This window comes from Citrobacter sp. Cpo091, from assembly GCF_030332645.1.
In the GTDB taxonomy this organism is placed as follows: domain Bacteria; phylum Pseudomonadota; class Gammaproteobacteria; order Enterobacterales; family Enterobacteriaceae; genus Citrobacter; species Citrobacter portucalensis.
In genome coordinates, this window is sequence record NZ_JAOWHL010000040.1 from 116,894 (window position 1) to 129,505 (window position 12,612).

The following is a 12,612-nucleotide window of genomic DNA, read 5'->3' on the forward strand; positions in this document are numbered from 1 at the left end:
ATTACCAGTTGTGAAGGTCGCTGGCCGTGTCCGTCATATAGCGAACACCGCTAATAGTCGGCAGCAACTGATTGATCAAACGGTTCCAGCGAGCAACCGGCGCGGTAGTGACGTACACCACATCGTATGGCTGGAGTCGGAATGATGTTGCCATCACCAGCGACGTCGCATCGGACATATCAAGCTGATAGATATTGGCGATCTTGCCGTTGTTCCCGCCCTCGCCTTTCAATGGTCGAATAACGAAAATGCCGCTGGCGTTGGAGGTGGTCAGGTCGATACCTTCGGCATTGCCCAGCGCTTCGGTGAGCGTCATGCCGCTGAAGTCCATTTTGAGGGTGCTCTGTTTTTTCACTTCCCCCATTACGAAGACTTTCAGATCGTCATTACGCGGAACAAACAGAATGTCGCCAGGATAAAGCAGGCGGTTCTGGCTCAGGTCGCCATTTTGCATCAGCGCTTGCAGTGAAATACGTTGCTCCTGCCCTTTATGAGTCAGCACAACGTTGCGCCAGTCTGCTGCCTCGGTGAGACCGCCAGCGGCGTTAATGGCATCGAGAACGGTAAGCGGCACGTTGGTGATGGCCTGCTGGCCGGATTTGTTCACCTGCCCGGAGACATAGGCCTTCTGCGAGCGGAAAGCGGCGATATTAACGTCCACCTGCGGGTCAGCAATGTACTTCGCTAAGCGCCCGGTAATATCACTACGAATCTCTGCCAACGTTTTTCCCACCACGCTGACTTTGCCGATGTAGGGGTAAAACATGGTGCCATCAGGCTGCACCCAGTTGCCGGTATCGCTTGAGCTACGGTACTGCCCGGCTGGCGTGGTGAGTTCAGGATGGTCCCAGACGGTCACATTCAGGACATCCCCCGGGCCTACCCGGTACTGATATCCGGAAATCTCCTGGTCCAGCGACATATTAGGCTGGGCAACATTTGGTCGAGGACGTAATTGTTCGACCAGCCGTGGCGTGAGTGGATAAACATTCACCATGCGATCGATATCAAAATCAGCGTCCTGCTGTTTAATCACATCTTTGCCCATCGTAGACATATTGCTGCCCGGAAGCACGGTACAACCGTTTATCAAGATTACCGATACCAATACTGGCATCAATTTAAGTTTGGATTTCATCATTGATTATTTATCACTTTGGCAGAGTATTTATCACATGCAATCTAAATAGCGACTTCGCCTGTACGTATTTACCTTGCCGTTAATTGAAATGGAATTTAACTGGCATCAGTCCTAAAAAAAATGAATTCATCTGCGGTCTCTTGACAGAATAATTTAGGCTTGTTTCAGGCGACCAGACACGCTACCGCCCCTGGCTTCACTAGCTACCAATGCACTGATTAATTTAAATTTTTATCTTCTCCTTTATTTTCATCACATTTACAGCGTTAACGCATCGGGAATGGCGCCACTGATTGATGAGGAAATATTTATCTTTTGATTATTACCGCAAGAATTGTTGCAGCTATGCGAATATCAGGCAAGATAACAAACCGCCGATACCTGGCTTTTAAGATTAATATTAAGCGTAGGATTTATATATTTTTAGGATTTTATTGATATTGACAATGTTGATATAGAAATATTTCACCTGCGATATTTCCTAAATATATTTAGATTAATAAAATCATTTCCTGTAGTTACATTAAGGCTATTATCCTGCATCAGTTATGATATAACCGACAGAGAAATCCCTTCTCGCCATTGCATTTTTCGCCAGTTTTACCCATGATCGAATTGTGACAATTGTCATACAACTATGGGTATAGCATTTACTATGGAATGGATTGCCGATCCGTCAATCTGGGCCGGACTGGTCACGTTAATCGTGATCGAACTTGTTCTTGGCATTGATAATCTTGTTTTTATTGCCATCCTCGCGGAGAAACTACCTCCTGCCCAGCGGGATAAGGCGCGTATTACAGGGCTACTGCTGGCAATGGTTATGCGCCTGCTGCTGCTGGCATCAATATCCTGGCTGGTAACGCTGACCACGCCGCTGTTCAGCATTCGCGATCTCAGCTTCAGCGCCCGCGATCTGATCATGCTGTTCGGTGGTTTCTTCCTACTGTTTAAAGCCACTATGGAGCTCAACGAACGGCTGGAAGGGAAAGACAGCGATAACCCCACCCAGCGTAAAGGCGCTAAGTTCTGGGGTGTGGTCGCGCAGATCGTGGTGCTGGACGCCATCTTCTCTCTGGATTCCGTCATTACCGCTGTTGGCATGGTCGATCACCTGGCGGTGATGATGGCGGCAGTCATTATTGCCATCAGCCTGATGTTGCTGGCCAGCAAGTCGCTGACGCGCTTTGTTAACAGCCATCCAACTATTGTTATTCTGTGTCTGAGCTTCCTGCTGATGATTGGTTTCAGTCTGGTGGCCGAAGGGTTTGGTTTCCATATCCCGAAAGGTTACCTGTACGCAGCCATCGGCTTCTCGGTCATGATCGAAGCATTGAACCAGTTGGCTATCTTTAACCGTCGTCGCTTCCTCTCAGCCAACCATACTCTGCGCCAGCGCACCGCCGAGGCGGTAATGCGGCTGCTGAGCGGGCAAAAAGAAGATGCCGAACTGGATGCCGAAACCGCGGCGATGCTGGCGGATCATCATGAAGGTCAGATTTTTGCGCCTCAGGAGCGGCGGATGATTGAACGTGTGCTGAACTTCAATCAGCGTACCGTCAGCAGTATCATGACCTCGCGCCACGATATTGAACATATCGACCTCAATGCGCCCGAAGCAGAAATCCGCGCCTTACTGGAAAAAAACCAGCATACGCGTCTGGTGGTCACTGGCGAAGACGAGCAGGAGGAACTGCTGGGCGTGGTGCATGTCATCGATTTGCTGCAACAGTCTCTGCGCGGCGAACCGCTCGACCTGCGTGTATTGATTCGCCAACCGCTGGTGTTCCCGGAGACCTTGCCGCTGCTTCCGGCGCTTGAGCAGTTCCGTAATGCCCGCACGCACTTCGCGTTTGTAGCCGATGAATTTGGTTCCGTCGAAGGGATTGTGACGCTGAGTGATGTGATGGAAACCATCGCCGGCAATCTGCCAAACGAGGTAGAGGAAATCGACGCCCGCCATGATATTCAGAAAAACGCCGATGGTTCGTGGACCGCTAACGGACATATGCCACTGGAAGACCTGGTGCAGTACGTGCCTATCCCGTTAGACGATAAGCGTGAGTATCACACCATTGCCGGGCTGTTAATGGAGTATTTGCAGCGTATCCCAAAAACCGGGGAGGAAGTTCAGGTTGGCGACTACCGACTGAAAACCCTGCAGGTGGAAAATCATCGCGTGCAAAAGGTCCAGCTGATACCGCTACACGGTGAAGAAGAGATGGATTACGAGGTGTAAGTCACGAGCCGGATGGGGCATTAGCCACCATCCGGCAATATGAATCAGAGCTTATCCAGCAACTTTTTAACATCTTTGCCGTTGCGGGAATCTTTATTGCGATCTGCCCAGTCATTCAGACGACGTTTTGCTTCATCCTGCAGATGCTTGCGCAAAAGCTGATCAACTTGCAGACTGTAGTTCAGTGATTGCCACTGGCCATAGACCCTGAGAGGAACCGGGGTGGCCTTCAGGAAACTAATTAACTTACTTTCGCCATCCCAACCGCCCAGCACGCGAATGTTAAACAGCGTGTCGCAATTCTGCTTCACCAGATCTAACGTTCCTTTGCCGGTTAGCGCCAACATCGCGGACTCGCCTGCCATGTTATCCAGCGTCACCTCTCCGTTATCCAGCGTCATATCGGTTACAAAATGATCCAACCGGGTCACGTTATCGAGGTTTTGCTGAGATTTAACATCCCCACCGCTGCGTTCTACAGCCTGTTGAATCATCTGCTGGAAGTTCATCCCTTCCATTCGCGTATCGTTCATTTCGACATGGGCCTGCCCTTGCCAGCTATGGCGAAACGCCTGGGCATCAATATCTGAGCCGGAAAAATCTCCCGCCAGCGACAGCTTGCCGGTGAGTGCGATGGGGTAATCAAAGGCCTTCAGAATCGTGCCAATTTCCACACCTTCCAGGCGCGGATGAAAGACCGCTCGCGGTTCTCCCTTTCTGGCATCCAGCGTGCCGGGCAGTGAGATCAGCCCGCCATCACTTTTTCCCTGCAACTGCGCAATGTTCAGTAAGCCGAACTGGTTGTCTATTTTTGCCGAAACATTCTCAAACGCCATTTTCCGCCACAGCACTTTGTCAGCCTGCAAAGCGATGTCTGCCGAAAAACCCTTGAGTCCTTGATACGAAACGGCATCAACCTGGGAAGCAATGACGGGGCGCGCCAGCGTTGACTGACTCTGACCTTGCTGAACGTCACCTTTTGCTGTCACCGCTGCGTCATGTTGTACGAGCAGGTTATCCAGATTGAGCTGACCAAATTTTAAGTCGACGGCCCATTCCGGTTTTTCCAACAAGGCCACATGCGCTTGCCCAGAGAAAGAAGAGTCATTAGCGGTCAAATTTATCTGGCTAAACGAAAGCTGTTTTTTCTCTTCCAGCCATTGCGCCTGAAGATGTCCCTGACCGTTGATCCCCTGCGGCGGCAGATCGGCCCCCTGTAATTGCCAGCTTAACTGCTCAATATTCGCAGATAAGTTATGCGGATAATCGGAGGCATCGACCGTGCCGTTAAAGGATAACGCGAGATCGCGCTGATCGCGGTTCACACGCCCGGAAAAATCAAACGTGCCGCGGTGCTGGCTATCTTGTTCCATCTCCAGACGAATATCACGAACGGTAACTTGTTCGTCGTCTTCATGCTGGAATACCAGAACACTGTCGGCAACGCGCAGACGGGCGATATCAAACGACCATCCTTTGTCTTCCGCCAGATCGGGCAACATATTGTCTTTTGGGGCAACGGGCGCATCTTTACCACGCACCGCCTCAGTTTGCGGGGTCAGTTGAATCACTGCGCCTTTGAGCATCACCTGCTTCACGCTGAGCTGGTGGCTCAACAGCGGCCATAACGCAACGTCGAGACGCATATTGTCGGCACGAACCAGAGGCTCGCTGGCGCCTTCAGCTGTTAACACCACTCGCCCTGAGAGGATACTCAGTTGCGGCCATACGTGCCAACGCAAGGGGCCATCCAACTGCAGCTGATACCCGCTACGTGCGGCAACCTGCTTGACCATATACGCGCGGAAATCATTCGGATTCACCAACAGTACTAACGCAGAAAAGCCGGCCACCAGCACGACCAGAAGAATCATCAGCGTCGTCAGAAATCGTCTCATGCTATCCCCAATGGACTGATAAACACTCAGTCTTTATCGATCCGGCTGGCAACGGCGCCCTGCTGGTCGCGATACTTCGCATCCTGACGACGGTTGTATGGTCGCGCTGCCGGACCGGAAAGCGGTTCGAAACTTAACGCGCCAATCGGCATGCCCGGACGCAGAGCCAGGGGTAATTTTCCGGAGTTGTAAAACTCCAGTACGATACAGCCAGACCAGCCCGGATCGATACGGTGTGCGGTGACGTGTACCATCAGTCCCAGACGCGCCAGAGATGAACGGCCATCTAACCAACCGACGAGATCGGAAGGCAGCGTCACGGATTCGAACGTTACCGCCAGCGCAAGCTCACCCGGATGCAAGAAGAATGCCTCGCCGTCCTTGAGGACGATTTCATCACTCATTACGCGATCCAGCGCGGCGCTGACTTCATCTTTCGGTCCGCTCAAATCGATATACGCCGCCGTATGACCGCGGAACGTACGGAATTTGTTGCCAAGACGCACATCTACCGTGGCGCCATTGATTCGCTCGACAGGAGGGCGTGGAGTGATCGACAGGCGACCTTCATCCAACCAGGCTTCAATATCTCGGTCACATAAACGCATGGCACTTTCTCCTTTCGTGCTTCAACCCCTTAATGCCAGGTGCGTTAAGGGTGAACCAGGTTATCACTGAACGGTACACAATTCGCTGAACTTATTCAAAGAACTGACTGATTTTAGCCTTCAGAATATCGATGGCGATGCGGTTTTTACCCCCGCGCGGCACAATGATGTCGGCGTATTGCTTTGAAGGCTCAATAAATTGCAGGAACATTGGACGGACGGTTTTCTGGTATTGCGCCATCACCGAATCCATTGAACGACCACGTTCATTCACATCCCGCTTGATACGGCGCATCAGACAAATATCCAGCGGCGTATCAACAAAAATAGAAAAGTTCATCTCATCGCGCAAACGCGCATCCGTCAGCAGCAAAATGCCTTCCAGGATAATGACTTTCTTCGGTTCGATATGAATAGTGTCTTGCGTACGCGTGTGCTCAACATAGCTATAAACCGGCAGCTCAATGGCAGAGCCGCGTTTCAGCGTTTGCAGATGTTGAAACAGCAGGCTGTGATCCATCGCGTTCGGATGGTCGTAGTTGGTTTTTACGCGTTCTTCCATCGACAGATGGCTTTGATCTTTGTAATAGCTGTCTTCGGGAATAACGCCAATATGTTCGTCACCGACTTGTTCACGCAATTCGCGATAAAGAGTACTGGCAATAAGGCTCTTGCCGGAAGCCGATGCGCCGGCAATGCCGATAATGACGCACTGATGGGACTGATCAGTCATAAATTTAGCGACCTGATTAACCTGGATGTAAGGAAGGGCGGCGTCGAAACGCCAAACGCGGCAATTATAGGGATTTCAGCGGCGCGATGCCACCCCAGGCTGCACCAATGCTGTCCCTGTCGCAAATTAAAATGGTCAGATTTAGAACAGCCGCTATATTTATTCACCTGCCTTAGGAATTAATAGCTTGGGAGTGTTAATTTATGAGCAGCTGGCGTATAAATTGTAAATTGTTTGTACTAGCATAATCCCAGATTAAATGTGATGCGTCCGGCATCTCTGCTGGGCGACAACGGCTATTTGGGTAGAGTGGTAATGAGTAAACAATCCCAACATGTTTTAGTTACCTTACCCCATCCTCTACTGCGCCTGGCCAGTTTAGGTCTGGTGGCTTTCATCTTTACGTTGTTTTCGCTGGAACTATCACGTTACGGCGCACAGCTTGCCCCTCTGTGGTTTCCAACCTCTATCATGATGGTGGCTTTTTACCGTCACGCGGGAAAGATGTGGCCTGGGATCGCGCTGGCTTGCTCATTCGGTAGCATCGGCGCCTCTTTACTTTTTTTCCCCGGACAGTCGCTTAATTTCTCCTATACGGTCATTAACATTATTGAGGCTGTTGTTGGCGCAATGTTATTGCGTAAACTGCTGCCCTGGTACAATCCCTTACAAAATTTGAATGACTGGGCGCGCCTGGCATTTGGTAGCGCGGTTGTTCCGCCACTGTTGGGCGGCATTTTGATGTGGTTGTTGCTGCCGAAGGACACGTCGTTAAATACCTTTCTCATTTGGGTACTGTCAGAATCCATTGGCGCACTGGCGTTGGTGCCGTTAGGTTTACTGTTTAAACCACATTACCTGTTGCGCCATCGCGACCCGCGATTATTGCTTGAGACCCTGATTACCCTGCTGGTGACCTTAACGCTCAGTTGGCTGTCCATGATGTACATTCCATGGCCATTTACCTGCGTTATTGTCCTGCTGATGTGGAGCGCTGTCCGTCTGCCGCGTATGGAGGCGTTTTTAATATTCCTCAGCACCGTGATGATGGTTTCGCTGATGCTGGCTGCCGACCCTTCGCTGCTTTACACCCCGAAACCGAACATGATGACGGACATCCCCTGGTTGCCGTTTTTGATGATCCTGTTGCCAGCTAATATGATGACCATGGTGATGTACGCGTTTCGAGCCGAACGCAAGCACATTTCAGAAAGCGAGTCACGCTTTCGCAACGCCATGGAATATTCCGCGATTGGCATGGCGTTAGTCGGTACCGAGGGGCAATGGTTACAGGCCAATAAAGCCTTGTGTCAGTTTCTGGGCTATAGCCAGGAGGAGTTACGTTCACTGACCTTCCAGCAATTAACCTGGCCGGAAGATTTGAACAACGACATTGAACAGCTGAACATGCTGGCACGCGGAGAGATTAATAGCTATTCCATGGAAAAACGCTATTACACCCGTTCGGGCGACGTCGTCTGGGCGTTGCTGGCCGTTTCGTTGGTGCGTCATAGCGACAATACCCCACTCTATTTTATCGCGCAGGTTGAGGACATTAACGACCTGAAGCATACCGAGTGGATTAACAAACGGTTGATGGAGCGCATTACCCTCGCCAATGAAGCCGGGGGGATTGGGATCTGGGAATGGGAACTCCAGCCTGACGTGATCAGCTGGGATAAACGGATGTTCGATCTCTACGAAGTTCCTGCGCATATCAAGCCCAGTTGGCAAGTCTGGTATGAGTGCGTGGTACCCGAAGATCGTGAGTACGCCGAAAATGTGATTCGTGATTCACTGGCCGCACGGGCTCCGTTTAAGCTTGAGTTTCGTATCGCGGTAAAAGATGGCATACGCCATATCCGCTCGTTGGCCAACCGGGTACTGAATAAAGACGGTGAAGTTGAACGCTTACTTGGTATCAATATGGATATGACCGAAGTCAAGCAGCTTAACGAAGCGCTGTTTCAGGAAAAAGAGCGCCTTCACATTACGCTGGATTCAATCGGCGAAGCGGTGATTTGTATTGATGTCGATATGAACGTGACCTTTATGAATCCGGTTGCTGAGAAAATGAGCGGCTGGCAGCAGGACAGTGCCATCGGCATTCCGCTATTGACGGTACTACATATTACTTTTGGCGAGAACGGTCCGCTGATGGAAAATATCTACAGTGCTGACATGTCACGTACGGCAATCGAACAGGAAGTGGTCCTGCATTGTCGTAACGGCAACAGTTATGATATTCAGTACAGCATCACGCCCCTCAGCACCCTTGATGGCGGCAGCATTGGCTCGGTGTTGGTTATTCAGGACGTTACCGAGTCGCGGAAGATGCTCCGCCAGCTTAGCTACAGCGCCTCGCATGATGACCTGACCCAGTTGGCAAACCGGGTCAGCTTCGAAAACCATCTAAAACAATTGCTGCATTCGGTACACGACACGCACCAGCGCCATGTACTGGTTTTTATCGATTTGGATCGTTTTAAAGCGGTGAACGACAGCGCGGGTCATGCCGCCGGCGATGCTCTGCTGCGTGAACTCTCTGCACTTATGCTCAGCATGTTGCGATCCAGCGATATGCTGGCACGCCTGGGCGGCGACGAGTTTGGTCTGTTGCTACCGGATTGTAATATCGAAAGCGCCCGCTTTATTTCAGGTCGCGTCATCAGCGCCATTAATGATTACCACTTCATATGGGAAGGCCGCTTACACCGTATTGGCGCCAGCGCAGGGATTACGCTCATTGATGAGAAAAACCATATCGCGACCGATGTGATGTCTCAGGCCGATATCGCCTGCTACGCGGCGAAAAACAGCGGCCGTGGGCGAGTCTGTGTCTATGAACCTCAGCAAAGCCAGGCCCATGCCGCGCGTAGTCAACTGACATTGGATGAACAAAGACACAGCATTATGCACAACCCAATGCTGATGATCGCCAGAGGTGTGGCTTCCCCGCGTATACCGGAGACGTTTAGCTTCTGGATTATTTCGCTTCGCTTAGGCACCGCTGAGGGTGAAGTCATTGAGGAGCAAGCCTTCCGCGCTGGGCTGGTCGATCCCGCGTTAAGCAAGGCGCTTGACCGTCGGGTATTTAGCGAGTTCTTCCAGAACTCTGCCCAAGCAGTAGCCAGTAAGGGCCTCAGTATTGCCCTGCCCCTTTCCGCCATCGGCCTGCTCAACACAGAACTTATCGATGAGCTGCTGGAGCACTTGCAACGCAGTCCACTACCGCCGCGATTGCTGCATCTGACCGTTCCGGCAAGCGTCATCAAAACCAACCCAACGCAGGCGATATCCGCCCTGCATCGGCTGCGCCAGTACGGCTGTCGAATTGTATTAAGTCAGGTTGGTCGCGATTTAGAGCTCTTTGACAACCTGAAATATCGCATTGTCGATTACCTGTTGCTCGACAGCGAGCTAAGTGCCAGCGCTCCCGGCAACCTGATCGACGAAATGTGGATGTCCATTATTCAGGGTCATGCCCAGCGCCTGGACATAAAAACTATCGCCGGTCCGGTGCAGTTGCCACTCATCATGGATACGCTTTCTGGCATCGGTGTTGATATGATTTATGGCGATATTATTGCCGACGCCCAACCACTGGATCTGTTACTGAATACCAGTAATTTCGCCATCAACTGACGGCTGCCAGCCATCCGTATACCAGATATGCAACAGGGCATAGGAGCGCCAGGGTTTCCAGCGCTCTGCATACCGTCGGATCTGGGCCGGTGTCATGCCGGGAAAACGCTGTTTAATCAGATAATCATCCGGCAGAAAAACGTCCTTCGCCTGCCAACCACGTAGCGCGAAATAGTTGGCGGTCCAGCGCCCTATCCCGGGAAACGTTTGTAGCTGCTTAACGCCTTGTTCGATATCGGCAGGGGCTGTTGTCGCGAGCGTTCCTTCAAGGGTTGCATGAGCCAGGTGGATCAACGCCTCAGCGCGTTTGAGCGGCATTCCTAACGCTTTCAGGTGCAGCGGATCGGCATTGGCAAGCGCTTCCGGCGTAGGAAAACACACATACTCGGGCGCATCCTCCAGCGCTTCCCCGTAAGCGTGCGCCACTTTCGCCGTCAGTTTAGCGGCCATCAATACGCTGACTAACTGCCCTAAAATCGCCCGTACCCCTTGCTCAAACGCATCGACACATCCCGGCAGGCGCAGTCCCGGACGCGCCGCACCGAGGCTACCCAGCGCGGCGATAATTTGCTGCGGGCAACAGCCAAGATCGAACAAGCGCGTTATTTTTGCCAGACACTCGGAGGCGACCGGCTGTAACCCTGTGCTCAACGTCACGTGTAGCACGTTGGCGTGCAGATCCGGGACAACGCGCACCAGACCACGATGCCCCCCTACGCACAGGCTTCTGACATAGCTCAGTTCCTCTACGGTTTCGACACCTTCAACCGCACGGGCGGCAAGAAACCCCAGCATCCAGGGCCAATCATAAGGCGGTTGCCAGCTCAGCGTGAACATTCAGTTTTCCTTTTTACGCAAACCTACAGCATAAACGGTATTCAATCAGTACGCCTTGCTTTCATATTCCAGTTGTCGGGGCGTCAACTATTCGTTAAAGTCACGCCCCTTCTTCACTGGCATGGGGATTTTTACGGTGTTTATTGGTTTTGACTACGGTACGGCAAACTGTTCAGTGGCCGTTATGCGTGACGGGCAGCCCCACCTGCTCAAAATGGAAAATAACAGCACGCTGCTACCCTCAATGCTGTGCGCACCAACGCGCGAAGCGGTTAGCGAGTGGCTGTATCGCCATCATGACATCCCAACTACGGACGATGAAACGCAGGCGCTGCTTCGCCGTGCGATGCGCTACAACCGCGAAGAAGATATCGACGTTAACGCCAACAGCGTACAGTTCGGTCTGGCATCGCTGGGTCAGTATATTGAAGACCCGGAAGAGGTGTACTTCGTTAAATCGCCAAAATCATTTTTGGGCGCCAGCGGTCTGAAGCCGCAGCAGGTTGCGCTGTTTGAAGATCTGGTCTGTGCAATGATGCTGCACATTCGCAACCAGGCGCAAAGCCAGCTGCCGGAAGCTATCACTCAGGCCGTGATTGGTCGGCCCATCAACTTCCAGGGATTAGGTGGCGATGACGCCAACACCCAGGCGCAGGGTATTCTTGAACGTGCGGCCAAACGCGCCGGTTTTCAGGATGTCGTCTTCCAGTACGAGCCGGTAGCGGCGGGACTGGATTACGAAGCGACGCTGCAGGAAGAAAAACGCGTGTTGGTGGTGGATATCGGCGGGGGTACGACCGACTGTTCGCTGCTGCTGATGGGGCCGCAATGGCATCAGCGTGCCGATCGCGAAAACAGCCTGCTGGGACACAGTGGCTGCCGCGTAGGCGGGAACGATCTGGATATCGCGCTGGCGTTTAAACACCTGATGCCACTGCTAGGTATGGGCGGTGAGACAGAAAAAGGTATCGCCTTACCGATTCTCCCGTGGTGGAACGCGGTCGCAATCAACGACGTTCCCGCGCAAAGTGATTTCTATAGCAGCGCCAACGGTCGACTGCTCAACGATCTTGTCCGCGACGCGAGAGAAGCCGATAAAGTCGCTCTGCTGCTTAAAGTCTGGCGCGAGCGTCTGAGCTATCGCCTGGTGCGCAGTGCAGAAGAGAGCAAAATCGCACTTTCCGACCAGACTATTGTAACGGCGGCGATACCGTTTATCAGCGACACGCTGGCAACCGATATCAATCAACACGGACTGGAAGCTGCGCTCAATCAGCCCCTGGCGCGTATTCTCGAGCAGGTCCAGCTGGCGCTGGACAACGCACAGGAAAAACCAGACGTGATTTATCTGACCGGCGGCAGCGCGCGTTCGCCGCTGATTAAAAAAGCCCTCGCCCAGCAGCTTCCCGGGATCCCTATCGCGGGTGGCGATGACTTCGGTTCTGTCACCGCCGGACTGGCCCGCTGGGCTGACGTTGTTTTCCGCTAAGCCGCTCGCATGCTGAAAAGTG

The 12,612-nt window shown here is 52.3% G+C and carries 8 protein-coding genes; 3 read left to right on the forward strand and 5 right to left on the reverse strand.

Going from position 1 to position 12,612, the window contains the following annotated elements:
• Nucleotide 1: 1 nt before the first annotated feature.
• Complete coding sequence (locus OGY04_RS19550; RefSeq protein ID WP_003834266.1) at nucleotides 2–1,141, reverse strand: polysaccharide export protein; 1,140 nt, start codon at nucleotides 1,139–1,141, stop codon at nucleotides 2–4.
• A 655-nt stretch (nucleotides 1,142–1,796) separates the two neighbouring features.
• On the opposite strand from OGY04_RS19550, the gene OGY04_RS19555 reads away from it, so the two are divergent.
• Nucleotides 1,797–3,380: a TerC family protein gene (locus OGY04_RS19555; protein WP_032941964.1), complete on the forward strand. Its 1,584-nt coding sequence runs from the start codon at nucleotides 1,797–1,799 to the stop codon at nucleotides 3,378–3,380.
• 44 nt (nucleotides 3,381–3,424) lie between these two features.
• Here OGY04_RS19555 and asmA read toward each other — a convergent pair whose 3' ends face one another.
• From asmA to udk, 3 genes are all read right to left on the reverse strand, one after another.
• Nucleotides 3,425–5,278, reverse strand: coding sequence for an outer membrane assembly protein AsmA (gene asmA / locus OGY04_RS19560; protein ID WP_267457601.1), 1,854 nt, complete (start codon nucleotides 5,276–5,278; stop codon nucleotides 3,425–3,427).
• Nucleotides 5,279–5,304: 26 nt separating this feature from the next.
• Complete coding sequence (dcd, locus tag OGY04_RS19565) at nucleotides 5,305–5,886, reverse strand: dCTP deaminase (RefSeq protein WP_003834269.1); 582 nt, start codon at nucleotides 5,884–5,886, stop codon at nucleotides 5,305–5,307.
• A 91-nt stretch (nucleotides 5,887–5,977) separates the two neighbouring features.
• The gene (gene udk / locus OGY04_RS19570) at nucleotides 5,978–6,619 is read right to left on the reverse strand and encodes a uridine kinase (protein WP_003036776.1); all 642 of its coding nucleotides are present in this window, start codon (nucleotides 6,617–6,619) and stop codon (nucleotides 5,978–5,980) included.
• A gap of 315 nt (nucleotides 6,620–6,934) precedes the next feature.
• Here udk and OGY04_RS19575 point away from each other — a divergent pair, with 315 nt between their 5' ends.
• Nucleotides 6,935–10,264, forward strand: coding sequence for a diguanylate cyclase (locus tag OGY04_RS19575; protein WP_286585906.1), 3,330 nt, complete (start codon nucleotides 6,935–6,937; stop codon nucleotides 10,262–10,264).
• Here the strand turns inward: OGY04_RS19575 and alkA are convergent.
• Nucleotides 10,232–11,101, reverse strand: a complete 870-nt coding sequence (alkA, locus tag OGY04_RS19580; protein ID WP_234692127.1) for a DNA-3-methyladenine glycosylase 2 — start codon at nucleotides 11,099–11,101, stop codon at nucleotides 10,232–10,234. The two genes, OGY04_RS19575 and alkA, sit on opposite strands and share 33 nt — an antisense overlap.
• A gap of 136 nt (nucleotides 11,102–11,237) precedes the next feature.
• Here alkA and yegD point away from each other — a divergent pair, with 136 nt between their 5' ends.
• Nucleotides 11,238–12,590, forward strand: coding sequence for a molecular chaperone (yegD, locus tag OGY04_RS19585; RefSeq protein WP_032943940.1), 1,353 nt, complete (start codon nucleotides 11,238–11,240; stop codon nucleotides 12,588–12,590).
• The last annotated feature ends 22 nt before the right edge of the window (nucleotides 12,591–12,612 follow it).